The organism is Faecalibacterium sp. 7, assembly GCF_049562865.1.
Lineage (GTDB): Bacteria > Bacillota > Clostridia > Oscillospirales > Ruminococcaceae > Faecalibacterium > Faecalibacterium wellingii.
This window is the reverse complement of sequence record NZ_CP186911.1, coordinates 302749-328344: the sequence shown is the minus strand read 5'-3', so window position 1 is coordinate 328344 and position 25596 is coordinate 302749. Positions and strand designations below refer to the sequence as shown.

General features: G+C 57.1%; 19 protein-coding genes, 4 pseudogenes and 1 other annotated feature. Of the genes and pseudogenes, 19 read left to right on the top strand and 4 right to left on the bottom strand.

The features are described from left to right. The first annotated feature begins 12 nt into the window (after positions 1–12). From nagB to ACKXF7_RS01750, 3 genes and pseudogenes are all read left to right on the top strand, one after another. Positions 13–741: a glucosamine-6-phosphate deaminase gene (gene nagB / locus ACKXF7_RS01760; RefSeq protein WP_117554657.1), complete on the top strand. Its 729-nt coding sequence runs from the start codon at positions 13–15 to the stop codon at positions 739–741. Between the two features lie 214 nt (positions 742–955). After that, positions 956–1066 (top strand): annotated as a pseudogene (locus ACKXF7_RS01755) (recombinase family protein); the annotation flags it as partial. Beyond that, positions 1066–1209, top strand: a pseudogene (locus ACKXF7_RS01750) (DUF6061 family protein); the annotation flags it as partial. The pseudogenes ACKXF7_RS01755 and ACKXF7_RS01750, both read left to right, overlap by 1 nt. 190 nt (positions 1210–1399) lie before the next feature. Here the strand turns inward: ACKXF7_RS01750 and ACKXF7_RS01745 are convergent. Then, positions 1400–2584, bottom strand: a complete 1185-nt coding sequence (locus ACKXF7_RS01745) for a helix-turn-helix transcriptional regulator (protein WP_423741965.1) — start codon at positions 2582–2584, stop codon at positions 1400–1402. 189 nt (positions 2585–2773) lie between these two features. On the opposite strand from ACKXF7_RS01745, the gene ACKXF7_RS01740 reads away from it, so the two are divergent. The 12 genes and pseudogenes from ACKXF7_RS01740 to ACKXF7_RS01685 all read left to right on the top strand — a co-directional run bounded on the left by ACKXF7_RS01740 (position 2774) and on the right by ACKXF7_RS01685 (position 15886). Next, complete coding sequence (locus ACKXF7_RS01740; RefSeq protein ID WP_423741964.1) at positions 2774–4177, top strand: PTS transporter subunit EIIC; 1404 nt, start codon at positions 2774–2776, stop codon at positions 4175–4177. A gap of 103 nt (positions 4178–4280) precedes the next feature. Continuing rightward, positions 4281–6098, top strand: a complete 1818-nt coding sequence (gene uidA, locus ACKXF7_RS01735; RefSeq protein WP_423741963.1) for a beta-glucuronidase — start codon at positions 4281–4283, stop codon at positions 6096–6098. A 1-nt stretch (position 6099) separates the two neighbouring features. Next, positions 6100–7536: a glycoside hydrolase family 1 protein gene (locus tag ACKXF7_RS01730; RefSeq protein WP_423741962.1), complete on the top strand. Its 1437-nt coding sequence runs from the start codon at positions 6100–6102 to the stop codon at positions 7534–7536. Between the two features lie 198 nt (positions 7537–7734). Next, entirely contained in the window at positions 7735–8151 is a 417-nt protein-coding gene (locus ACKXF7_RS01725) for a hypothetical protein (protein WP_423741961.1), read from the top strand. A 147-nt stretch (positions 8152–8298) separates the two neighbouring features. Beyond that, entirely contained in the window at positions 8299–9189 is an 891-nt protein-coding gene (locus ACKXF7_RS01720; RefSeq protein WP_423741960.1) for an HAD hydrolase family protein, read from the top strand. Then, positions 9186–9675 (top strand): annotated as a pseudogene (locus ACKXF7_RS01715) (DNA-deoxyinosine glycosylase). The gene ACKXF7_RS01720 and the pseudogene ACKXF7_RS01715 overlap by 4 nt, the downstream one beginning before the upstream one ends. 100 nt (positions 9676–9775) lie before the next feature. Continuing rightward, positions 9776–10402: a 5-bromo-4-chloroindolyl phosphate hydrolysis family protein gene (locus tag ACKXF7_RS01710; RefSeq protein WP_423741958.1), complete on the top strand. Its 627-nt coding sequence runs from the start codon at positions 9776–9778 to the stop codon at positions 10400–10402. Positions 10403–10442: 40 nt separating this feature from the next. Then, positions 10443–11597: a toxic anion resistance protein gene (locus tag ACKXF7_RS01705; protein ID WP_348584642.1), complete on the top strand. Its 1155-nt coding sequence runs from the start codon at positions 10443–10445 to the stop codon at positions 11595–11597. A 1-nt stretch (position 11598) separates the two neighbouring features. Further along, entirely contained in the window at positions 11599–12357 is a 759-nt protein-coding gene (locus ACKXF7_RS01700; protein WP_423741957.1) for a LemA, read from the top strand. Next, entirely contained in the window at positions 12354–13403 is a 1050-nt protein-coding gene (locus tag ACKXF7_RS01695; protein ID WP_423741956.1) for a TPM domain-containing protein, read from the top strand. Before ACKXF7_RS01700 ends, ACKXF7_RS01695 begins: the two co-directional genes overlap by 4 nt. Before the next feature lie 390 nt (positions 13404–13793). Beyond that, on the top strand, positions 13794–14999 hold the full coding sequence (gene ilvA / locus ACKXF7_RS01690) for a threonine ammonia-lyase (protein WP_249238061.1): 1206 nt from the start codon (positions 13794–13796) through the stop codon (positions 14997–14999). A 512-nt stretch (positions 15000–15511) separates the two neighbouring features. After that, a complete protein-coding gene (locus ACKXF7_RS01685; protein ID WP_097774035.1) occupies positions 15512–15886 on the top strand; it encodes a RidA family protein in 375 nt (124 codons plus the stop codon). A gap of 103 nt (positions 15887–15989) precedes the next feature. Here ACKXF7_RS01685 and ACKXF7_RS01680 read toward each other — a convergent pair whose 3' ends face one another. Then, positions 15990–17207, bottom strand: coding sequence for an ATP-binding protein (locus ACKXF7_RS01680; RefSeq protein WP_423741955.1), 1218 nt, complete (start codon positions 17205–17207; stop codon positions 15990–15992). A gap of 175 nt (positions 17208–17382) precedes the next feature. After that, positions 17383–17640: a binding site (T-box leader), on the top strand. A gap of 93 nt (positions 17641–17733) precedes the next feature. Here ACKXF7_RS01680 and ilvB point away from each other — a divergent pair. The 4 genes and pseudogenes from ilvB to ilvD all read left to right on the top strand — a co-directional run bounded on the left by ilvB (position 17734) and on the right by ilvD (position 23074). Next, positions 17734–19397: pseudogene (gene ilvB / locus ACKXF7_RS01675) on the top strand (biosynthetic-type acetolactate synthase large subunit). Positions 19398–19412: 15 nt separating this feature from the next. Beyond that, on the top strand, positions 19413–19985 hold the full coding sequence (gene ilvN / locus ACKXF7_RS01670) for an acetolactate synthase small subunit (RefSeq protein WP_339395412.1): 573 nt from the start codon (positions 19413–19415) through the stop codon (positions 19983–19985). 236 nt (positions 19986–20221) lie between these two features. Further along, on the top strand, positions 20222–21241 hold the full coding sequence (ilvC, locus tag ACKXF7_RS01665) for a ketol-acid reductoisomerase (protein ID WP_097774032.1): 1020 nt from the start codon (positions 20222–20224) through the stop codon (positions 21239–21241). Between the two features lie 174 nt (positions 21242–21415). After that, positions 21416–23074 carry a dihydroxy-acid dehydratase gene (gene ilvD, locus ACKXF7_RS01660; RefSeq protein ID WP_097774031.1) on the top strand — a complete coding sequence of 553 codons (1659 nt, stop codon included), beginning with the start codon at positions 21416–21418 and terminating at the stop codon, positions 23072–23074. 135 nt (positions 23075–23209) lie between these two features. Here the strand turns inward: ilvD and ACKXF7_RS01655 are convergent, their stop codons facing one another. Beyond that, positions 23210–23890, bottom strand: a complete 681-nt coding sequence (locus tag ACKXF7_RS01655) for a sugar transferase (protein WP_249238692.1) — start codon at positions 23888–23890, stop codon at positions 23210–23212. A 280-nt stretch (positions 23891–24170) separates the two neighbouring features. Further along, positions 24171–25388 (bottom strand): FtsW/RodA/SpoVE family cell cycle protein, encoded by a 1218-nt coding sequence (locus ACKXF7_RS01650; protein ID WP_423741954.1) that lies wholly within the window; start codon positions 25386–25388, stop codon positions 24171–24173. Positions 25389–25596 lie beyond the last annotated feature (208 nt).

Below are 25596 nucleotides of genomic sequence, written 5' to 3'. Positions count from 1 at the left end.
AGGAGCATTATTATGAAGATCATTCGTGCAAAAGATTATCAGGATATGTCCCGCAAAGCGGCCAATATCATCTCCGCACAGGTCATCATGAAGCCGGACTGTGTACTGGGTCTTGCCACCGGCGGCACCCCGGTGGGCACTTATGCCCAACTGGTGGACTGGTACAACAAAGGCGATTTGGATTTCTCCGAGGTCACTACTGTCAATCTGGATGAGTACCGCGGCCTGCCCAAGGAGCACCCCCAGAGCTACTGGTATTTCATGAACGAGAACCTGTTCAGCAAGGTGAATATCGACCCGGCCAAGACCAACCTGCCGGACGGCACCAATCTGGACACCGCCGCCGAGTGTGCCCGTTACAACGGTATCATCCACAAGCTGGGCGGCATCGACCTGCAGCTGCTGGGCATCGGCCCCAATGGTCATATCGGCTTCAATGAGCCGGGCGAAGCCTTTGAGCTGGAGACCCACTGCGTCGACCTTGCGCCCACTACCATCGAAGCCAACAAGCGCTTCTTTGACGGCAACGAGGCCCTTGTCCCCAAACAGGCATACACCATGGGCATCAAGACCATCATGCAGGCACGCAAGGTGCTGGTGGTAGCCAACGGTAAAGCCAAGGCACAGGCCGTCAAGGACGCCGTGACCGGCCCTGTGACCCCTGCCTGCCCCGGCAGCATCCTGCAGCTGCATCCGGACTGCATCCTTGTGGCAGACGAGGAAGCACTGAGCCTGCTGTAAACTCCCAAAGCCAACCTCTTCATTTACCATAATTTTGCTCAAGATCCAACCAAAGCACAGAAAGAGCCGGACTCGTTGCACGGGTTCGGCTCTTTCTGTCAGAAATAAGATTTATCTTGCAATCTTACGCAAAATGTGGCATATCCATTATACGAAACATTGCTTAAGATGCACGTTCCACCGTTCAATGATGTATAAATAGGATGTGCCTGCCATGACCGCCGTGATCTATGCCCGCTATTCCAGCGACAACCAGCGCGAAGAATCCATTGAAGGCCAGATCCGCGAGTGCACGGCCTATGCGGAAAAGAATGGCATCACCATGCGTTGGATGTTACCATGGCGCAGAGGTCAGAACTGGATTATCTCATCTATAATGACCCACTGGGCTATGCTGATTTGATTCTGAATGGTAACCCGGAGGAATATTTGAAGAAAGTGGCTGGGAGTCATGGATTAGAAGATTGACCACGCTATAAAGATTCCCTAAAAAAACAGTTCCCATCTGTACGACAAAATTACAGATGGAAACTGTTTTTATGTGCGGATAGAACATTCGGTGCAACTCGACAACAGTTGCGGGTGATCTTTATACATTTTCTGTGCTACGCGCCTGCCCACTTTTCATGCTGCTCAAACGGAGAAAAACACAACGGAGTTATTGAAAATATTTAGCACGGTATTGGCTCGGAGTATCCTGAAATTCTGCTTTGAAGCGTTTGACAAAATAGTTAGCATCCATGATGCCAACGGATTCTGCAATTTCGTGTATTGGTGCTCTGCTATGCGCCAAACTGTGTGCAGCGTGCTGCATTCTAATGCGATTCAGATAGGCCAGCGGCGTGATACCGACTTCCTTTTTGAATAGCGAAATCAGATGATTTGGAGAAACATCCAGTTCTGTTGCCATGTTTTGCACGGTGACTGCCCGTGCATAGGAGTGCTCCAGATAATATAGTGCACTGATCGTCAGGTTGCTGTAGCTGGTGGTCTTTTTGCGCCGGATCGTCTGACAGTATTCACGGATCAGCCGTTCATGTTCCTGATTGATCTCGTCGATGGTGTGGGCATCCCAAATGATGGAGGCACTGGCAGAGGACAGCCGGTCGTTTACAATGGGAGGAATCCCTGCGTGCATTGCGCCAATGCGGATAACTGTGCGGGTAATGGCAGCCGAAACCCGGGCACTTTCCAGTGTTTGTCCCAACCGTTTCAAGAAGGCAACAGAATTGTGCAGTTCATTCCAACTCTCCAGTGCTTTTACGACATTGCCGTTTTCAACAGCTGTCATCAGCGCGGCTTCCAGCGCATAGCGCTGAGCAACAAGTTCCGCATAGGGAACAGTAGAGTCAACATCCTGAAAAATAGTACGGACATTCTTCTTGTCGTAATTGATTTCTCGGAAATCTTCTGGAATGGGGGTCTCCATCGCGCGGAACAGGCAGTGAATGATATGCTGCTGATTGGACTTTGGCGCCACCGGGATCTTGCCCCGGTGTGCAGCCAGTTCTTCCGGAGAAAAGTTTTTTAACTCGATCTGTCGCAGCAGGCTTTCACAGTCATTCAAGGAATAGAACTCGGTACAGAACGGACCAAGCACGAGAGGAACCGAACCAATCCGAAAAAACAGAGTTTTTATATGGAAGGGATCAGTCACGCAGACAGTTTCGTTTTCCGAGAGTCCTTCCAGAAACAACTTCATTATATGCGGCAGAAGATATTCCTGTAAGGGATGAAACTGATACTGTGTGCAGAAGAGCATACAGTCCGTAGAAGTCTGCAAAACGGTGATAGGGATGCGTGTCATATCCTGTGCAAGAGCACAACATTCATTTAAAGTCATAGTTTTATCCTATTCTAAATTGTTTTATTCTAATTGAGAACGGTGAATAATTCTATTTTACTATATTTTATTCTATCACATCTTTTCAAAAAATGATATCCTATTTTCAGAATCTCAAAGCAGTGGGCCCCTGCCGCAGGATCGTTGTGAAAAACATGAAAAAACAAGAAAAGCATTAGGAGGAAAACCATGGCAAAAGATTACAACGTGCTTGCCAAGAGCATTGTCGAGCTGGTCGGTGGTGAAGAAAACGTTGTCTCGTTGGCACATTGCGTTACACGTCTGCGTTTCAAACTGAAAGATGTTTCTCTGGCAAAGACCGAAGAGATCAAAAAACTGAACGGCGTACTCAAGGTCATGGAAGCCGCCGGTCAGTATCAGGTCGTCATTGGTACCGATGTAGGAGATGTGTATGATATTATCCTGAAAACCACCCACATCACCGCAGCAGGCGTGGCACAGGCTTCGGCAGCAGAAACGGCTGCCGATACCACCCCGGCGGAAAAGCAGAAGCTGTCTGCTGTCCTGATCGACACGATCTCTGGTATTTTCACCCCGTTCCTTGGTGCCTTTACCGGTGCCGGTCTGTTGAAAGGCTTTATGGTCCTGTTCGTCACGCTGGGTGTGCTGGACAAGTCCACTACGACTTATGCAATCCTGAACGCAGCCGGTGACGGTGTGTTCTACTTCCTGCCGATCTTCCTTGCATACTGCGCAGGCAGCAAGTTTGGTGCTAAGCCTTTTATCTCGATGGCAATCGCTTCTGCGCTGGTATACCCCAATATCACCGCTCTGTTCAGCGCAACCGACCCCATCGCAGTTGATTTCTTTGGTATCCCCGTCCACATGATCAGCTATACCAGCTCGGTTCTCCCCATCATTGCCGCCTGTTTCGTGCAGGCTAAGCTTGAAAAACTGCTGAACCGGGTCATTCCCAAGATGCTGCGGGGCATTTTTATCCCGGTGCTGGATCTGCTCATTCTTGTTCCGCTGACCTTTATCGTTGTAGGACCTGTTACCGATATCCTGGGCAATGGTCTTTCCACCATTATCGAGGCAGGTATGCACCTTTGCCCGCCGCTGGGTGGTTTCCTGATGGCTGCTCTGTGGCCGGTTATGATCATCTTCGGTATCCACTGGGCATTTGTCCCCATCGCTCTGAACAATCTGGCAGTGCTGGGCTATGATTATCTGCTGCCCTTGACTGTTGGCTGCAACTTTGGTATTGCGGCTGCCTGCCTTGCGGTTTTCCTGAAGACCAAGAACAAAGAACTCAAAGAGATTGCCGGTCCTGACGTGATCTCCGCTTTGATCGGCGGTGTTACCGAGCCTGCTGTGTACGGTATTCTGCTCAAATTCAAAAAGCCCATGATGATCGTCTGTCTCGTCAACGGCATCGGTGGTGCCATCTGCGGCATCTTCAATGTTACCCGTAATGTTCAGATGTCGGTCAATCTGCTGACGATCCCTGCAATCTGGGCTGTCTATGGTCCTTGGGGTGTGGTCGCCATCGTGGTTTCCTTTGTCGGCTCCTTTGTCCTGACCTGGCTGTTTGGTTACAGCGATAAGATGCTGGAAAAAGAAAGCAAGTAAAATAACGCCGTGCTTCGCAGATGTTTTTCTTGAAGGATGAACAGCTGCGGAGCATTTTTGGTAAACAGACCATAAATACAATCAAAAACGGGAGCATCGTTCTATGATGAAAAACTCAGTCCTTTACCCCATTACAAACCGTTACCGCATGGCTCTGTCGCTGGACGGGATGTGGCAGTTCCAGTTTGACCCGAAGTCCTGCGGTCTCGCTGAGAACTGGAAAAACGGTCTGCCGTCCCCCATTTCCATGCCGGTACCTGCCAGCTTCTCTGATTTCTTCACCAGCGGCCCTGACCGGGACTACTGCGGCGATTTCTGGTATCAGAAGGATTTTTTTGTGCCTGAAACGGTGCAGAGCAAGGTGCAGCTGCGTTTTGGAAGCATTACCCACCGTGCAATTGTATTCTGCAACGGTGTTGAGGTCGCCCGGCATGAGGGCGGCTTCCTCCCCGTTGTTGCCGACGTCACGGACGTTGTCCGCTGTGGTGCGGTGAACCGGGTCTGTATCTGGGTGAACAACGATCTGAACGAGAGCACTTTGCCTTGCGGAACACACAATGTCCTCTCCAGCGGCAGAAAAATCGTTAAGCCTTATTTCGATTTCTTTAACTACTCCGGCATCCAGCGCAGTGTGTATCTGGTCATGCTCCCGGCAGAAAGCATTCAGGACTATGAGGTAAGCTATACGCTGGATGGTGCGGATGCACAGGTGGATTACAAGGTTTTCTGTGAAGGTGCAGGAGAGATTTCAGTACAGCTGCTGGATGCGGAAAACAAGCTGGTGGCAGAAGCAAACGGTGCGGAAGGTGCTCTCTGCGTGCAGAACGCACATCTCTGGCAGGTACGAAACGCCTATCTTTACACCATCGTCATCACACTGAAAAAGGACGGCTTGCCTGTGGACGAGTACCGGGAACGCATCGGCATCCGCACAGTGGAGATTCGCGGAACAAAGATACTCATCAACGGAAAATCTGTCTATCTGAAAGGCTTTGGCAAGCACGAGGACTTTGATATTCTGGGGCGTGGCTTCAACTGGGCCGTCGCAAAGCGGGATTTTGAATGTATGAAATGGACGGATGCCAACTGTTTCCGTACCAGCCACTACCCTTATGCAGAAGAGTGGTATCAGATGGCAGATGAAGAGGGCTTCCTTATTATTGACGAAGTCCCCGCTGTCGGCATGATGCGTTCGACCCATAACTTTGCGGCGGCAGGCACTGGACAGTACACCTATTTCTTTGAGACCCCCACCGTTCCGGAGCTGCTGAAAAATCACATTCAGCAGGTCAAAGAAATGATGGCGCGCGACAAGAACCACCCCAGCGTTTTTGCGTGGAGCCTGTTCAATGAGCCGGAAACCACCAGCGAGTATGCAAAGGATTACTTCACGAAAGTCTTTGAGGCCGCCCGTACACTGGACCCGCAGAACCGTCCGCTGACCGGTGCGTTCGAGAAGAACAGTGCGCCTGACAAGTGCCGCTGTTATCAGCTGTGTGATTTCATCTGTCTGAACCGGTATTATGGCTGGTACATCAGCGGCGGCGCAGAGATGGAGGAAGCGGAGGTCAGGTTCCGTGCTGAAATGGACAAGTGGGCGGCAAAAAAGCTGAACGTTCCGTTCGTCTTTACCGAATTCGGCACGGACACCCTTGCCACTGAGCACAAGCTGCCCGCTATCATGTGGAGTCAGGAATACCAGAATGAGTATCTGGCAATGAATTTCAGCGTGTTTGACAGCTACGATTTTGTGCAGGGCGAGCTGGTCTGGAACTTTGCAGACTTCCAGACTTCCGAGGGCGTTATGCGCGTCAACGGAAACAAGAAGGGCATCTTTACGCGCCAGCGTCAGCCCAAGGATGCAGCATTCACCTTCAAAAGACGTTGGGAATCTCTGCCGCTGAATTATAAGGGAGAATAAAATGGGAATTTTTCGTGATGATTTTCTGTGGGGCGGTGCCTGCGCTGCCAATCAGTTCGAGGGTGCATGGGATGTGGACGGCAAAGGCCCCAGCGTGCCGGATATGTGTACCAACGGTTCCCACACCAGCCCGAAATGGGTGACCACCGGCATCCGCCCTGACCGTCTGTACCCCAGCCACGAGGCCATTGATTTCTATCATCACTACGAAGAGGATATCGCCCTCTTTGCTGAGATGGGCTTCAAGACCTTCCGCACCTCCATCAACTGGACCCGCATCTTCCCCAACGGCTGGGAAACGGAACCCAATGAGAAGGGTCTGGAGTTCTACGACCGCGTGTTCGACTGCTGCAAGAAGCACGGCATCGAGCCGCTGGTCACCATTAGCCATTACGAGCTGCCCTATGCTCTGGTGGAAAAGTACAACGGCTGGGCTTCCCGGGAACTGATCGAGTTCTACATGAACTACTGCAAGGCAATCTTTGAGCGCTACAAGGACAAGGTAAAGTACTGGCTGACCTTCAACGAGATCAACTGCGGCACCATGCCCATAGGCGCGATCCTCGGGACCGGCACGATCAAAGGCTTTGAAGGCTCCACCGCCGATGTGCCCGACAACAAGCAGGAGCGTTTTCAGGCACTTCATCACCAGTTCGTGGCCAGCGCCAAGGCGGTCAAGTACGCCCACGACAACTATCCCCAGTTCAAGATGGGCAACATGATCAGCTTCATCACCAGCTATCCGCTGACCTGTGACCCTGCCGATGTGGTCGCCAACCAGCAGAAGATGCAGATTACCAACTGGTTCTGCTCCGATGTGCAGGTGCGCGGCGAGTATCCCAGCTATATGAAGCGCTGGTTCGCCGAGAACGGTATCACCATCCTGCAGCAGCCCGAGGACGCTGACATCCTGAAAGAAGGCACGGTGGACTTCTACACCTTCAGCTATTATATGTCCAACTGCATCACCACCCATAAGGATACCGAGGATGTGGGCGGCAACATCGTTGCCGGAAAGAAGAACCCCTACCTGAAGGCTTCCGACTGGGGCTGGCAGATCGACCCCATTGGTCTGCGCTACACCCTCAACGAAATCTACGACCGTTACCACCTGCCTATGATGGTGGTGGAGAACGGTCTGGGTGCTTACGATGTGAAGAGCGAGGACGGCAAGATCCACGACAGCTATCGCATTGACTACCTGCGCCGGCACATCGAGCAGATGGCTGAGGCGGTCAAGGACGGCGTGGATCTGATGGGCTATACCCCGTGGGGCTGCATTGATCTCGTTTCCGCCTCCACCGGCGAGATGGCAAAGCGTTACGGTTTCATCTACGTCAACAAGTTCGATGATGGCACCGGCGACCTGAGCCGCGAGCGTAAAGATAGCTTTTACTGGTATAAGCGGGTCATTGAGACAAACGGCGCTGAATTGTAACTGGGAATAAAACAAAAACAGGGTGCGCCCTGAATGGACGCACCCTGCCAAAAGCCACAGACAATAGCGATATGTACAACAGGGAGTTCCCCAGTGGGAACTTCCTGTTTTTCGTTTTTTGCACTATCTCTTTGTGCAAGCTGCTATCGCATTTTTATTTTGCAACAGCCCCGTTTTTGAAACAAGGGGGGCAACAGCATGAAACAGTGCGTTTCTTTCCAGCGACTTGATATAATATGTTCCATCCAGTGCCTTACAGAGTTTTACCTGAAACGCTTCCTCCCAGATCTTCTGCTCATACAGTTGGGAGGGTTCCGCAAAGGTGGCAAGTTTTCCGTCTGCGAATACACCCACGGCATCGCTGTACTGCATCGCGTGGGCAAGGTCGTGCAAAACCATCACGACGGTCCGGCCCTGCTGCGCAAGGCTTTGCAGAAGTTCCATCAGCTGGAACTGTGCTGCACCGGGAACTTCGGGTGCCAGCGCCGCGACCAGAAGGGCGAAAAAGCCCGCGCCGGAGTCCAGAACGACCACATTCTTATAAAGTTTGCTGATGTTCTGGAAGATCTCATCCTCGCTCTGGCCCGCCTTCTCGAAAATGTACCCGGTCGGTAAGCCGGAACTGGACGATCTGAGAAGAACGGCGTATGAGGCTATTGCATGAGATCCTGTGCGACAGCCTTATTTTTATGCACAAATGCACCCCAAAATTTAAAAAGTATGGTATACTGGTACAAAACTGGTTCCATAGGGGAGAAAAGAATGCAATATAAGATTCTGGCAAGCGATTATGACAATACACTGGTGCCCTTTGGCGAGAGCAAGCCCCGCCAGAAGGTGGTCAAGGCGGTGAAGAAGCTGCAGGCCGCAGGCGGTAGATTCGTGCTCAGCACCGGCCGTGCCTATCCGTGCGTCAGCCTCAAGGGGCAGCTGGGCGGCATCCGGTTCGACTACGCCATCACCTGCAATGGTGCCTGCGTGGTGGACCGCGAGGGCCGCATCGTGGCAGAGCACCCGCTCACCGCTGAGGAAATGTATGCGCTGGTGGATTTCTGTGAGGATTATAACTATCCGCTGCAGTTCAATTTCAGGGATGCCTGCTACGCCTACTGCGAGTATGAATATCTGCACAGGGGCTACCGGCAGATGAACAGCATCGGGCTGGACTGCGTGGACGGCGAAGATCAGGACCGCCACCTGATCGATATGCCCCACGCGGCCTTTGCGGCAGTGCCGCCGGAGCACGTGGCAGATTTTGCGGCAAAGTACGGCCATCTGGGCCTGCACTGGATGCAGGTGGGTGCGCAGAATGCCGACGGCCTGTGCTACTACGACATCGTGCGCGGTGGAATGGACAAGGGGGTTGGCCTTGCCGACCTGTGTGAAAAAATGGGTCTGACGCTGGCCGATGCCGTGGCGGCAGGGGATTCTGCCAACGATGTGGGCATGCTGAAGGCAGCAGGCCTTGGCTGCTGTATGGCAAACGGCACGCCGGACGCAAAGGCTGCCGCCGACCGCATCATTGGCGACGTGCGGGAGGACGGCGTGGCGGATCTGATCGAGGAGCTGTGGTTCGACGGCCCCACAGCGGTGCCGTCCGGCCGCGACCTTGGCTCGCCTTGGGATAAAATTGAAAGTGCAGGCGGACAATGAGCTTTGACCCGGTGTATAACGAGCACAGCCGGGCGCTGATCCTGGGCACATGGCCCAGCCCCAAAAGCCGCGAGATGGCCTTTTACTACGGCCACCCGCAGAACCGCTTCTGGCCCATGCTGGCCGCGCTGACCGGGGAGCAGACGCCCGCGCGGGAGGACATCGAAGCCAAAAAGCAGATTGATCCTGCGCCATGGTCTGGCCCTCTGGGACACGCTGGAACGCTGCACCATTACCGGGGCGTCGGACGCTTCCATCCGGGATGCGGTGCCGAATGATATCGCCGCACTGCTGGCAAAGGCACCCATCGAGGCGGTGCTCTGCAACGGTGCGGCGGCATACCGCATCTATACAAAGTATCTGCAGCCGGTGTCCGGCATCGCGGCCGTCAAGCTGCCCAGCACCAGCCCGGCAAACGCCGCCTGCCGCCCGGAAACGCTGCGCGCGGTCTGGGGCGAAGCACTGGGCCCGTGGATTTCCAAATGATTGCAAGGTTGTAAATTATCCGTGAAACCCTTGCGTTTTTCGCCGGGTGCGGTATCATGGGTAACATAAGGGGAAGCTACCCCAAAGAAGGAGAAGGTTCATGAGTAAGATCATCCGCACCCAGAAGCCCAGCGTTCTGCCATTTTATGCAATGGCGCTGGTCTTTTTGGGATTGTGCGCGGTACTGCCGGTGTATAAGCTGTGGGCGCTGCTGGCAGCGCTGGGCGGCGCCCTGATCGCCTTTGGCGCGGCGCAGAAGGTCTGCCCGCCCCAGGTGGTGGAGCACGAAGTGCCCTTCCACACCGGTGTGGAGGATGTGGACGCGATGCTGACCGATATCCAGCAGAAACTGGATACCCTGCACACTCTCAACGAGCAGCTGCCGGACCCGCAGCTCTCTGCCGCCATGACCCGCATGGAAAAAGCGGGCCGCTCCATTGTGGAGGCGGTGGAAGCAAATCCGGAAAAGGCAAAGCAGGTGCGCAGGTTCGCAAACTACTACCTGCCGGATGCGGTGAACGTGCTGCAGCAGTATGCAAAGCTGGCAAAGCAGGGCGTGCGCGGTGAGAATGCCGCAGCCATCCGTACCGAGGTGGAGCACAATGCTGCTTCCATTGCCACGGCGTTTGAAAACCAGCTGGATGCCCTGTACGCCGCCGAGAGCATGGACCTTTCTGCAGACATCACGGTGCTGCAGAACATGCTCAAGGGGCAGGGACTGAGCTGAAGAAAAAGGTAACCGGTATTTGGAAAGGAAGGAATCTCTTATGGCAGACAATACATTCAACTTTGATCTGGATGCACCCGCTGTGCCCACCCTGACGCTGGACCCCGCCCCGGCAGCGGAGGAAAAGGCTGCGCCCGTCCAGCAGGAAGCCCCCGCTCCGGAGGCACAGGTGAACCTGACCCCGGAGGAGCAGGCCATGGTGGACCAGTTCGCCGAAAAGATCGACATTACCAACAGCCAGCAGGTGCTGCAGTACGGCTCTGCCTGCCAGAAAAAGATCGGCGATTTCTCCGAGGCTGCGCTCTCCAAGGTGTCCACCAAGGATCTGGGCGAGGTGGGCGACATGATCACCAGCCTGATCGGTGAGCTGAAAAGCTTTGATGCCGGTGAGGAGGAGAAAAAAGGCATTCTGGGCTTCTTCAAGAAGAAGGGCGACCAGCTGGATGCCATGAAGATGAAGTACAACAAGGCCGAGACCAATGTGGAAAAGATCCAGTCCATGCTGGAGGGCCATCAGGTGCAGCTGCTCAAGGACATCGCCATGCTGGATAAGATGTATGATCTGAACATGGCCTACTTCAAGGAGCTGAGCATGTATATCCTGGCCGGCAAAAAGAAGCTGGCCGATGTGCGGGCAAACGAGCTGCAGCAGGCCATGGACAAGGCCAAGGTTTCCGGCCTGCCGGAGGACGCACAGGCTGCCCGCGATCTGGCCGACCAGTGCGAGCGGTTTGAGAAAAAGCTCTACGATCTGGAGCTCACCCGCAACATCAGCCTGCAGATGGGCCCCCAGATCCGCCTTTTGCAGAACAACAACACCATGATGGCGGAAAAGATCCAGTCCACCATCGTCAACACCATCCCGCTGTGGAAGAACCAGATGGTGCTGGCACTGGGTCTGGCCCACAGCCAGCAGGCCATGCAGGCCGAGCGTGCCGTTACCGATATGACCAACGACCTGCTCAAGAAAAATGCCGAGGCCCTCAAGATGGGTACCATCGAGACCGCCAAGGAGTCCCAGCGCGGTGTGGTGGACATCGAGACCCTGCAGCAGACCAACAAGAGCCTGATCGAGACGCTGGACGAGCTGAACAAGATCCAGAGCGAGGGCCGCGCAAAGCGTGCCGCCGCCGAGCAGGAGCTGAACCGCATCGAGGACGAACTGAAAGCAAAAATGATGGAGATCCGGAGCTGAAATGGCAAACGCAGATTTTTCGCAAAAACAGAACAGCACTCCCGGCGGTTTTGACGCGGGCAGCTACCGCGAACAAAAGCAGCCGGAGCAGGCTGTGCCGCTGACCCCTTTGCAGCAGAAGCTGGCGGGTGCGGAAGCAAAGCTGCCCCCGGCCCTTTCCACCCGGGCGGCGGCGCTGGCCCTGAGCGTGGTGGTGATGCTGGCGGCCTTTTTGGGCTTTGGCAGCGCCAAGCTGCGCAGCCGGTACAACGAAGCCCGCAAATGGTATACGGTGGGTGTGGCGGCAGACAATGGCTATAACCTCAGCGAGGAGCTGACCACCCGCATGAACACGGCGGCGAACATCATCACCACCGCCGGCAACACGCTGGGGGCCGACAGTGCCGAGGTGCAGGCTGCACAGACCGCACTGAACGACTTCTCGGCCTGTCTGGAAGCGGTGCAGAACGGCGGCAAAGCGCAGGCCCTCACCTCGCTGCCTTATTATCAGGGCAGCACGATGCATGCACTGTATCAGGCCAACGAGGTGCTGGGTTCGCGGATCGACCAGCTCTATGCAAAGCTGCAGGAGCAGGCTGCAGACCCCATGAAGATGGGCGCAGTGCAGGGGCAGTACGGCCAGTTCAACAGTGCGGCTACCATCATCGGCACCCTGCAGTACAACGATGCCGTTTATGACTACCAGAAAGAGACCGGCGGCTTTCCGGCCAGTGTGCTGGGCAGCATTGCCGGGGTAAAGGAGGTTGAACCCTTCGCATGAAAAATTTTGCAAAGCGCGTGAGCGCTCTGGTGCTGGCCCTTGTGGTGGGCGCAGCGGCCCTGTGCCCGGCGGCCCTTGCCGCCGCCAGCCTGCCGGATCTGCCCAGAGATCAGTGTGTGGTGGATGACGCCAACGTTCTGAGCGACAGCACCACCCAGACCATCATCGACCTGAACAACCAGCTGCAGTCCAGCTGCAATGGGGCACAGATCGGCGTACTGACTGTAGATTATACGGGCAATTATTCCACTGAGGATTATGCAACACAGGCCTTCAACGCATGGGGCATCGGCGATGCTACGAATAATAACGGCGTGCTGATCCTGCTGGTGATGGAGTCACCCATCTACGAGGATGGCGATTACTACGTGACCTACGGCGACGGCTTCCGCAACACCACGCTGGAAAGTCAGGCCAGCGCCATCGCCCAGACCATGGAAAATGACTTTGCTGCCTGCGACTACGACGGTGCCGTGACCACCTGTGCCAACAATGTGGCCGACACCATTGCAAGTGTTTATGGGGTAAATCTGAACAATGGCAGCTACGACGATGGCGGCTACGCGGAGCCGGACGACGGCCCCACCACCTTTGAGGATGTCGTTCTGGGCATCGTGATCCTGTTCATGTCCCTGCTGGTGATGCTGATCATCGTGCTGTTCGTGTTCCGGGTGTTCATTGCACCCATCGGCCATGCAGTGGGCTGGAACTGGGGCCCCTTCGCATGGGGCTACATGGCAGGCTCGGCCCGTCGGCATTATCGTCCCGGCCCGCCTCCTCCTCCGGGCCCCGGCTTTGGCCCCGGATACGGCCCGGGCTATGGCCCCGGCCCCCGCAATGACCGGCCCCGCCCGCCCCGGAACAACAACCGGCGTCCGCCCCGTCCTCCCATGGGCGGCGGCTTTGGCGGCGGTTCCTTCGGTGGCTCCCGCGGAGGCGGCTCCTTTGGAGGCGGCTCGTTCGGCGGCGGCAGCTTCGGCGGCGGCTCCTTCGGTGGAATGGGCGGCGGCTCCAGCCATGGCGGCGGCGGTGGACGCGGACGGTAACGCCGCTGCGCGGCAATGATGTGCTGACGCAATGATGTTTGCGCCGTGGCGCAAAATGATGTGCCTGCGCAATGATGTGCCGCTGCGCGGCAATGGCGGGGGAACGGACGATTTAAAATGCCCTCCGCGCTGCTTTGGGCCGTTTCAGCGGAAGAATTATTTGAGATTTTGGGGTTCTGAAAAGCCTGCGGGCTTTTCAGAACCCCTTTTTCACGGATGGGGTCGGGGCGGCAAGAGGCAGCTGCCGTGCCGGTCTTGATGGAAAACATTGCCGCTCTCTTTTCTGCGACTTTTATCATGAAGGAAATTCATTTGACAAAACAACTTTGCTAATCTATACTGAAAACCATGCAATTACAGTAAAATGTGTCATATAGAGGGAGAATCACCATGCTGACTCTGGATAAGATCTACCACGCCGCCTTTGTGCTCAAGGACGTTGCCCGCAAGACCGACCTCATTGAGGCATCCAAGCTTTCCAAGGACTGCCATCTGTACCTGAAGACCGAGAATCTGCAGGCCACCGGCAGCTTCAAGGTGCGCGGCGCTTACTATAAGATCAGCCAGCTCTCCGCAGAGGAGAGCGCCAAGGGCGTGATCGCCTGCTCTGCGGGCAACCATGCGCAGGGCGTGGCACTGGCTGCCACCCGCCGCGGCATCAAGAGCATCGTCTGCATGCCGGACGGAGCGCCCATCATGAAGGTGGAGAACACCAAGAACCTTGGCGCAGAAGTGTGTCTGGTGCCCGGCACCTACGACGACGCCCACGACAAGGCCGTGGAGCTGCAGGAAGAGACCGGCATGACCTTTATCCACCCCTATGACGATGAGCAGGTCATCGCGGGGCAGGGGACCATCGGTCTGGAAATTCTGGATCAGCTGCCGGATGTGGATGCGGTCGTTGTGCCGGTGGGCGGCGGCGGCCTGATCTCCGGCGTGGCCTTTGCCATCAAGAGCCTGCGCCCGGAGGTAAAGGTGTACGGCGTGCAGGCCGAAGGTGCCCCCAGCATGTACCGCAGTCTGCATGAGCACAAGTATCAGACCCTGAAAGCGGCCTCCACCTTTGCAGACGGCATTCAGGTCAAGACGCCCGGCGAGCTGACCTACCAGATCTGCGAACAGTATGTGGATGATATCGTCACCGTCACCGAGGACGAGACCGCTGCCGCCATCCTCTCCCTGATGGAGAACCAGAAGCTGGTGGCCGAGGGTGCCGGAGCCGTGCCGGTGGCTGCAGTGCTGTTCCACAAGCTGCCGGTCGAGGGCAAAAAGGTGGCCTGCGTTGTCTCCGGCGGCAACATCGATGTGAACATCCTCAACCGTGTCATCACCCGCGGTCTGGTGATGAGCGGCCGCAAGGCCAACATGACCATCGCACTGGAGGACAAGCCCGGCCAGCTGAAGAAGGTGGCGGAGATCGTTTCCCGCTGCGGCAGCAATGTGGTGTCGGTGCAGCACGATGGTTCTGACCCCAACATGCCCATCTCCAGCTGCTTCCTCAAGCTGACCCTTGAGACCCGCGACGCAGCGCAGATCGAGCAGATCCGTGCAGAACTTGCAAAAGAGGGTTTCCAGCTGGTGAGCGAAAGAGTATAATAAGGAAAAACAGACGATTTAGAATGGCCTCCGCTTACGAGTTGCGGCTCCCTGCATCTGCTTCGTGCCTTGGCGCGGCACTCGCATCTTGCAGGCCGCTGCCCCAACAGCTCCTCCCTGTTTCTGCCACAGGCAGCGGTCATCGCTGTTGCGCTCTGGCCATAAATAGCGGAAAATAATTTTTTATTTTGCGTTTGTCGTGCCCTGCGGAACTTGTCGGGGCAAAGCCCCTCCATCTGCTGACGCAGACCGCTCGCCGCTTAAAAGCCCCACTGGGGCTTTCATTGCTACACAAACGCGGGGCGCTCCAAACGCATTTTCACCAAAGGGGCCGACACACAAAGCACTATTTTCAATTGCTATTTGTACGGCTTGTCTCATGAAAAAGTGCTCCGGAAAAGCCCGCAGGCTTTTCCGGAGCACAAATATAAAAATCAAATTTCCGCTGAATAGAGCCAAAGCGCACGCGCCGGCCATTTTAAATTGTGATCTTACAACAAAGGAGAACTGCTATGAAAGTCGTTTCTACTTCCAATGCACCCGCCGCCATCGGCCCTTACAGCCAGGCCATCGATCTGGGCAATATGGTGTTCGTTTCCGGCCAGATCCCGGTAGACCCTGCCACCGGCAAGATGGCCGATACCGTGGAGGAGCAAGCTGCACAGAGTCTGGCAAACCTCAAGGCCATTCTGGCGGAGGCAGGTCTTTCCATGGCAAATGTGGTCAAGACGGTCATCTTCCTTGCCGACATCAACGATTTTGCCGCTGTGAACGCCGTGTATGCCAAGGCATTTGCAGAGCCGTTCCCTGCACGCAGCTGTGTGCAGGTGGCGGCCATCCCCAAGGGCGCAAAGCTGGAGATCGAGTGCATCGCCGTGCGTGAGTGAACGCACGCAGACTGTTTCTGAATACCGGACAAAAAGAGAGCCGCAGGATGCTGCAAAGCAGCGTTCCTGCGGCTTTTTTGCGGAAAGAGTGAGGGCGCGGGGGTCACTTCTGCACCCCGGCCTCGCACTGTTCAATAAACTGCTTTGCCACCCGGGGGCTGCGGCCTCCGGCGCGGATGGCAAAGGCCTCGGCCTTTACCAGCAGCTGATCCATGGGCATATCGATGCCGTGCTGCTTTGCCAGCTCTGCCAGAATGGTCTCGAACCGGGCCTTCTCCGGGCGCTGGAAGGTGACGGTCAGGCCGAACCGGGCGGAAAGACTCATCAGCTCCTGCCGGGTGTCGGCTTCGTGGATGTCATCGCCGGTGCGGTCGGTCAGGGTCTCCTTGATCAGGTGGCGGCGGTTGGAGGTGGCATATACCGCAATGTTCTTGGCCCGGCCGCCTACGCTGCCTTCCAGAATGGCCTTCAGGGCGGCAAAGTTGTCGTCGTTGGCGGTAAAGCTCAGGTCGTCGATGAACAGGATGAACTTGAGCGGGTTCGCCGCCAGCCTGTCCATCAGATCCGGGATCTGGTACAGCTGGTTCTTTTTCACCTCCACCAGCCGCAGGCCGTCGGGCGCAAACTCGTTGGCAATGGCCTTCACCGCGCTGGACTTGCCGGTGCCGGCGTCACCGTACAGCAGCACATTGTTGGCGGGCACTCCGGCCAGCAGGGCCCTGGTGTTGGCAATGACCTTTTCCCGCTCCTTCTCATAGCCGGGCAGCTCGGAAAGGCGCTGGGGGTCGGGGTACTTCACCGGCACCAGCTGGCCGTTTTCCACCGTGAACACATGGTGCTTGGCAAACATGCCGTAGCCCTTTCTGCCCACCTCGCTCATGCGCTGGGCGTAGGCGGCAGGCAGGTCGAGCTGTGCCGTCTCCCACCGGGGAAGAAAGTCCAGCTCCTGTGCCTGACCGGCAGCAGAACCGGCTGCGGCCAGCAGCTCGTCCAGCGTCAGGCCGCACAGGGCCTGCAAAAAGGCCAGCTCGCTGTCCAGTGCAGTCTGCAGCACCGGGGCAAGGGTGCCCGCTGCAGCCTGCCGCACGCAGACGGTCTCGGTTTCCAGCACGGCGGCGCTGAGGTAGCTGCCCCAGTTGGTGGTGTGCTCGAACAGCGCCGCTTCAAATTGTGCCACGGCGTCACACACCGGGCCGCAGCCGGGCGCACCGGCTTCCATGCGGTCGGTCAGATCCGCAAACTTTGCCACCACGGGATCGTCCAGCAAGCTGCGGAAAATAACAAGCCCGTGCAGCCGGGCATTCCATTCTCTCAGTTTCATATTCCTGTCCCTCTGATTTGAGCGTGTGATAAATAAACGCGCAGGCGCGCATATCAGAAGTATACAGCAGCTTTTGCCGGGGCGCAAGAGGTGTTCAAATCCCTTCATGTTTGAGATGCTTCAGGAGACAAATCATCGATTGACAAAAGCCCGATTTATAGTATAATTTACATCAACAAATGCGCAGATGGGAAAAAGTACCACACGATCCCCACTGTTCAGAGAGCTGCCGTCTGGTGCAAGGCAGTCAGCGTTTCGTGCGGAAAATCATCCCGGAGCAGCCTGCCCAACGGGTGCAAAACCCTTGTAAGCAGCGCCGGTTGCAGCCGTTACCGTGCAGGGCTTTGTTGGAAGCCCGTGAGAGGGTGTGCACAGCACGCCAACGAGAGTGGTACCGCAGAGAGCTTGATGTTACAAGGTCTTTGTCTCTTGAAAGAAGCAGGGGACAAGGGCTTTTTCTTTTTCTTTTTCAAAAGCTCTCCCTGAGGGAATGGATAAGAAGTAGAACAGGAATAGGAGCAACACCATGCAGTTGAATGGTTCTCAGATCTTTGTAGAGGTCCTGTGCGAGCAGGGCGTGGACACCCTTTTTGGTTATCCCGGCGGCGCAGTGCTGAACCTTTACGATGAACTGTACAAGAATTCGGACCGCATCACCCATGTGCTCACCGCCCACGAGCAGGGCGCGGCTCACGCGGCAGACGGCTATGCCCGCGCCACCGGACGCACCGGTGTGGTGCTGGCTACCAGCGGCCCGGGTGCCACCAATCTGGTCACCGGCATTGCCACAGCCTATATGGACTCGGTGCCCATGGTGGCCTTCACCGGCAACGTAGCCACGACGGGCCTTGGCAAGGACGGCTTTCAGGAAGCCTACATTGAGGGCATCACGATGCCCATTACCAAGCACAACTTCACGGTGCGCCGGGTAGAGGAGCTGGCCGATACCATGCGCTCTGCCTTCCGCATTGCACAGAGCGGCCGCAAGGGCCCGGTGCTGGTGGATATCCCCAAGGACGTGACGGCGGCGGTGTGCGAGTTCACCCCCAAAAAGCCGGAGCCCATCCGCACCGTGACCACCTTCAACGCAGAGCGGGTGAAGTGGGCGGCAGACCTCATCAACGCCGCACAGCGCCCGCTGGTCTACTTTGGCGGCGGCGTGCGCAGCGCAGCTTCCTGCCAGCCCCTGCGCGACCTGCTGAAGAAGGCCGAGATCCTGCGACTTATACCCTGATGGCCGCAGGCGTCGTGCCCTACGGCGACCCGATGAACATCGGGATGGTGGGCATGCACGGCTGCTACACCTCCAACCGCGCTGTGGCCGACTGCGATGTGCTCATTGCAGTGGGCACCCGCTTCTCGGACCGTGTGGCCCTGAACCCCAAGACCTTTGCAAAGAACGCCACCATCATCCAGATCGACATCGACCCCAGTGAGCTGGGCAAGAATGTGGAGGTCGATCTTTCCATCGTGGGCGATGCGGCCTATGTGCTGAACGCCATGCTGCCCCAGATCAAGGAGAAAAAGCATCCGGAGTGGATGGCCATGATCCACGAGTGGCAGGCACAGGATTACCACCCGGTGTCCGACCCCACCCGCCTGATGCCCCATCAGGTCATCGGAGAGGTGTGCAATCAGTGCGGTCCGGAGGCCGTGTATGTGACCGATGTGGGCCAGCACCAGATGTGGGCAGCGCAGTATCTGCGCCACGCCAAGAGCCGCGGCTTCATCACCAGCGGCGGTCTGGGCACCATGGGCTTTGGCTACGGTGCTGCCATCGGCGCACAGATGGCCCTTGGCCGGGATCAGCGGGTGGTCATGTTCACCGGTGACGGCTCCTTCCACATGAACCTGAACGAGGCCTGCACCGCTGTGAGCTACGAGCTGCCCATCATCACCGTGATCTTCAACAACTCGGTGCTGGGCATGGTGCGCCAGTGGCAGACCACCTTCTACGGCAGGCGCTACAGCCAGACCGACCCCCACCGCAAGACGGATTTCGTCAAGCTGGCAGACGGCTTTGGCCTGAAGGGCTACCGCTGCACTAACCTGCCGGAGTTTCAGGCTGCTTTTGCGGATGCGCTCAAGCAGAAGGGCCCCACATGGATCGAGTGCATCATCGATAAGGACGAAAAGGTGCTGCCCATGATCCCCGGCGGCGGCGACATCAACGACATCATCATGGAATAAGGAGGACACAGCAAAATGGAAACCAACAAACGCAGGGTTATCAGCCTGCTGGTGGACAACCAGAGCGGTGTTCTGGCCCGTGTGTCCAGCCTGTTCTGCCGCCGCGGCTTCAACATTGACAGCCTGACCGTTTCGGCTACCAACGACCCGGCGGTCAGCCGCATCACGGTCACAATCACCAGCGACGAAAAGGCACTCAGCCAGCTGATCCTGCAGACCGAGCGTCTGGAGGTCACCCGTCAGGTGTTCGTGCTGGACGGCGAAAAATCGCTGGAACGGGAGCTGCTGCTGCTGAAGGTGGCGTCCGACGTGCACAACCGCAGTGAGCTGCGGGAAATCGCCAGCATCTACAAGGCAAAGATCATCGATCTTTCGCCGGACAGCATGGTGTTTGAGCTGATCGGCAAGCCGGATAAGATCGACGCCTTCCTGAAAATGTTCGCGGATTATAAGATCCTGGAGCAGTGCCGCACCGGCGTCACCGCACTGGAGCGCGGCGGGATGCACCAGCACATGCAGAAGCCGCCGCAGGAGGTGCGCGCAGCGCAGCTGCCTCTGCCGGGGACCCACTGCCCGGAGAGAAAATAAGAACGAACCCTCTCCGTCACGGCTGCGCCGTGCCACCTCTCCCGAAGGGCGAGGTTTTATGCATCATCAAAAGAAAAGGTATGATAAAAGCTCCCCCCTCGGGGGAGCTGGCATCGAGCAAAGCGAGATGACTGAGAGGGTTAAAACTTCGCTTTTCCGCTCTCAAGGAGCGAAAAAATAAAATGTTTAGAATCAGCCACTGAATAAACACAAAACAAAAAAGGAGAACAACTACCATGGCTATCAAGAAATACTACGATTCCGACTGCAACCTCGGCGTGCTGGACGGCAAGACCGTCGCTGTCATCGGCTTCGGCAGCCAGGGCCACGCCCATTCCGAGAACCTGGCCGAGAGCGGCGTGAACGTCGTCGTCGGCCTGCGCAAGGGCTCTGCTCACTGGGAGAAGGCTTCTGAGTTCGCAGCAACTCACGAGAACTTCAAGGTCATGGAAGTGGAAGAAGCTGCCAAGGCCGGCGACGTTGTCATGATGCTGGTGCCCGACGAGCTGTGCGCCGACATCTACAACAAGCAGGTGGCTCCCTACATGACCGAGGGCAAGGCACTGGCCTTTGCACACGGCTTCAACATCCACTTCAAGACCATCACCGCTCCCAAGAATGTGGATGTTATCATGATCGCTCCCAAGGGCCCCGGCCACATTGTCCGCCGCCTGTACACCGAGGGTGAGGGCTGCCCCTCTCTGATCTGCGTGGAGCAGGACTACACCGGCAAGGCTAAGGATATCGCTCTGGCATACGCTTCCGGCATCGGCGCAGGCCGTGCAGGCATCCTGCAGACCACCTTCAAGGAGGAGACCGAGACCGACCTGTTCGGCGAGCAGGCAGTGCTGTGCGGCGGTGTTTCCGAGCTGATCCACGCCGGTTTCGATACGCTGGTGGAAGCTGGCTACGAGCCCGAGATGGCATACTTTGAGACCTGCCACGAGATGAAGCTGATCGTTGACCTGATCAATGAGGGCGGCTTCTCCAAGATGCGTTACTCCATCTCCAACACCGCTGAGTACGGCGATTACCGCACCGGCAAGCGCCTGATCACCGCCGAGACCCGCAAGGAGATGAAGAAGGTCCTGACCGAGATCCAGGACGGCACCTTCGCTTCCGAGTTCCTGACCGAGATGAGCCCCAACGGCGGCCGCAAGGTGCACTTCCTGGCAAAGCGCCGCATGGAAGCAGAGCTGCCCATCGAGAAGGTCGGCGCAGAGCTGCGCGGCATGATGAGCTGGCTGAAGAAGTAAGAGGAAAACCCTCTCAGGCCGCCTTTCGGCGGCCAGCTCCCCCGAAAGGGGGAGCTTTTGTTGAAAGTGAGAACCTTATACTTATAGATCCTCCGCAAAAACCTCTCCCCTTCGGGAGAGGTGGCACGGCGCAGCCGTGACGGAGAGGGTTTTTGACAGAAAAGAGGATTTGAAATGAGAAGCGACAATGTGACCAAGGGCTCGGAGCGCGCTCCGAACCGAAGCCTGTTCTACGCACTGGGCTATACCAAGGAAGAGCTGGAGCGCCCGCTGATCGGCGTGGTGAGCGCCTACAGCGAGATCGTGCCCGGCCATATGAATCTGGACAAGATCGCCGATGCCGTAAAGGCCGGTGTTGAGATGGCAGGCGGTACCCCCATCCTGATTCCTGCCATCGGCGTGTGCGACGGCATCGCCATGGGCCATGTGGGCATGAAGTACTCGCTGGCTTCCCGCGAGCTGATCTGCGACAGCGTGGAGACCATGCTCATGGCCCACCAGCTGGACGGTCTGGTGCTGGTGCCCAACTGCGATAAGATCGTGCCCGGCATGGTGATGGCAGCGGTGCGCATGGATGTGCCCGCTGTGGTCTGCTCCGGCGGCCCCATGCTGGCCGGTACCTACGGCGGCGAAGAGGTCAGCCTTTCCAAGATGTTCGAGGCTGTGGGTGCCTACAAGGCCGGTATGATCACCGAGGATCAGCTGGAAGACTGCACCTGCAACTGCTGCCCCAGCTGCGGCAGCTGCTCCGGCATGTACACCGCCAACAGCATGAACTGCCTGTGCGAGGCCATCGGCATCGCACTGCCCGGCAACGGCACCATTCCTGCCGTCTACTCCAAGCGTCTGCAGCTGGCAAAGCACGCCGGTATGGCCATCATGGATATGGTCAAGAAGGGCATCACCGCACGCCAGATCATCAACGAGCGCTCCATCCGCAACGCTCTGACCTGTGATATGGCGTTGGGCTGCTCCACCAACACCGTGCTGCACCTGCTGGCCATCGCCTATGAGGCCGGTGTGCCCATCGACCTGAAGCTGTTCAATGAGATCAGCGCCAAGACCCCCAACCTGTGCCATCTGGCACCGGCCGGCCCCACCCACATGCCGGATCTGTACGCCGCAGGCGGCATTCCTGCTGTGCAGGCAGAGCTGGCCAAGAAGGGCCTGCTGGATCTGGATGTGCCTACCGTTACCGGCAAGACGCTGGGCGAGAACATCAAGGGCGCACACATCCTGAACGACAAGGCCATCCGCCCCATCGACAACCCCTATTCCCAGACCGGCGGCCTGCAGATCCTGTGGGGCAACATTGCACCGGACGGCTGTGTGGTCAAGCGCAGCGCCGTGGCCCCCGAGATGCAGCAGCATTCCGGCCCGGCCCGTGTGTTCAACAGCGAGGACGAGGCCATTGCCGCCATCTACGCGGGCAAGATCGTCCCGGGCGATGTGGTGGTCATCCGCTACGAAGGCCCCAAGGGCGGCCCCGGCATGCGTGAGATGCTGAACCCCACCTCCGCACTGGCCGGCATGAAGCTGGACAAGACCGTGGCCCTCATCACCGATGGCCGCTTCTCCGGCGCAAGCCGCGGTGCAGCCATTGGCCATGTGAGCCCGGAGGCTGCTTCCGGCGGCCCCATCGGCCTGATCGAGGAGGGCGATACCATCAACATTGATATCCCCAATGCCTCCATCACGCTGGAGGTCAGCGACGAAGTCCTGGCCCAGCGCAAGGCAAAGTATGTTGCACCCGAACCCAACATCAAGACCGGCTGGCTCAGCCGCTATGCACGCATGGTCACCAGTGCAAATCTGGGTGCCGTGCTGAAGTAATTTGATGATCTAAGCAAAAACAGAGGGACGACCCCGCGTCGTCCCTCTGTTTTTTTGTTTCCTGCAGGCCCGCAGGCCCATAGATAAAAAGAAAGCGACAAAGCAGACAGGCTTTGTCACTTCTCAGGCAAAAATTTATTCTCCGTGGCCGAACAGCACTGCACGGAAGGTTGCAAAGATGATCTTCCAGTCCACCAGGAAGCTGCGCTCCTTGACATACTTCACATCCAGCGCCATCCACTCCTCAAAGCTCAGCTGGTTGCGGTGCGGGGCGATCTGCCAGTAGCAGCTCAGGCCCGGCGTCACGTACAGCCGCTGCCATTCATAGGGGGTGTACTGGGCCACCTCACGGGGCAGAGCCGGGCGCGGGCCCACAATGCTCATATCGCCCTTGAGGATGTTCACCAGCTGAGGCAGCTCGTCGATGCTGGTCTTGCGGATGAAATGGCCCACCCGGGTGATGCGGGGATCGTCCTTCATCTTGAACACCGGGCCGTCCATCTCGTTGTCCTGCAGCAGATCGTTGAGCTTGCTCTCAGCGTTCGGGCACATGGAACGGAACTTGTACAGCCGGAACAGCTTGCCGTTGCGGCCCACCCGCAGCTGGCTGAACACCGGGCTTGCACCCGGGCTGTCGATCCAGACTGCAATGCAGGTAAGGAGCATCAGCGGGGAAAGCGCGATCAGCGCCAGCAGGGAAAAGAAGATATCCTGTGCGCGGCGCACACACCAGTAGGCGCGGTGCTCATGAAGATTCGTCTTACGGTCGACCGTGACCGGCTTGCGGATGCCAAGCTCTGCGCCGGGCTCCTCCATCCGGCCGGTCTGCAGCCAGTATTCCGCTTCTGGCGCAGTGTTTACAGTTGTCATATTCAGATTCACTCCATCTTAGTCCATAACAGAAAATAAGAAGAGCCCCAAACTCTCCCACACAGTTATTGCACCTATTGCACAATAAAACTGCAAACTTCTGTACAATTTTACCATGTGCACAGGCAGATTGCAAGAGAGTTGAACCATTTTTTTGTCAGGTATGTCAGAAAAAGCCGGATCACAGGGGGGAAACGATGAACAGACAGACCGGTGTGCCGGAGCCTTACCCGAACAGGCTCTTTGTGTTGTGCATATAGACCGACAGCACAAGCCCCACGCAGATATACAGCATCAGCACCGAGCTGCCGCCCGCAGAATAAAAGGGCAGGGTGACGCCGATGACCGGCAGCACCCGCAGGTTCATGCCCACGTTCACGGCGATCTGAGCCATCAGGGCACCGCCGATGCCGGCGCAGATATAGCTGCCCAGCAGATCCTCGCTGCGGGCACCGGTGGCAAAAGTCTTGATCACCAGTGCCAGCAGGGCACCCAGCACGATGCACAGGCCCACAAAGCCCATGGTGTTGCCTATCCAGCTGAGGATAAAGTCGTTGTGGGCGTTGGGTACGCTGTAGTACCGGCCGCTGAACAGGCCGTTGCCGAAGATGCCGCCGGAGCCGATGGCGATCTCGCCGCGCTGCTGCTGGTAGATGATGTTTTTCCAGGTGGTCTCGTTGGGTGCCCAGCCGGTGGTGTTCTCCGGGTCGATGACGGCCAGAATGCGGTACCACTGGTAGCCCTTGCCGATCTTATCACTGAAAAAGGCGAAGGCTGCGGCCACTGCGGCAGCGGCGGCTGCAATGGCTCCGATGATATACTTCCAGCTCAGGCCCGCCGCAAACATCATGCTGCAGCCGATGATGGCGTAGATGATGGCGGTGCCGTCATCGCCCTGAACATGGATGATGGCGATGGGCACCAGCAGGTGCAGCAGCAGCTTGGCCAGCTCCTTGGGCTCATTGATGCGGCTGCGCACATTGTTCAGATGCATGGCAAAGGTGAGGATGAAGCTGATCTTTGCCAGCTCAGTGGGCTGGAAGGTAAAGCCGCCCAGCTTGTACCAGGAGTAGTTATCGGTATCACCGGCGTTGAAGCCGATGGTCAGCGGGCCGATGGTCACGTTGCGGATGAACAGGGTGGGCAGCACAAGGCCCCATGTCAGGGCCACATGCACCGGCCACACCTTGACGAGGCTGCGGTAATCGATGCAGGAGAGCAGCAGCGCAAGGATGATGCCCAGCACCGCCGCACCGGCCTGCACCAGCGCACGGCGGTAATCGCCGATGCCGATAACGGCACCGGTGAGCTCATCGGTAGCAAAGCCGCTGCCCTGCTTTGCGGCCCAGGAGGCCAGTGCCACCACAGCCATGGTGCTACTGAAGATGCACAGCAGCAGGTAGAGCTTATCCGTCCGCTTCAGATATTGTCGAATGCTTTCCAAGAAAGCACCACCTTTCGTTTCCAGATGCACACCGGGTCCGGCTGCACGCATAGGCAACACAAACCCAGTTTATCCTTATTATACACAGATGGCGCAGCGTTTTCAATCTGCCGTGTGGAACAGCCTTGTAAAATCTGCGTGGGTGCTTGACAAAGCGGACGGCAGCATCTACAATGAAGGCACGACAAACACGGATGAAGTTTTTGCC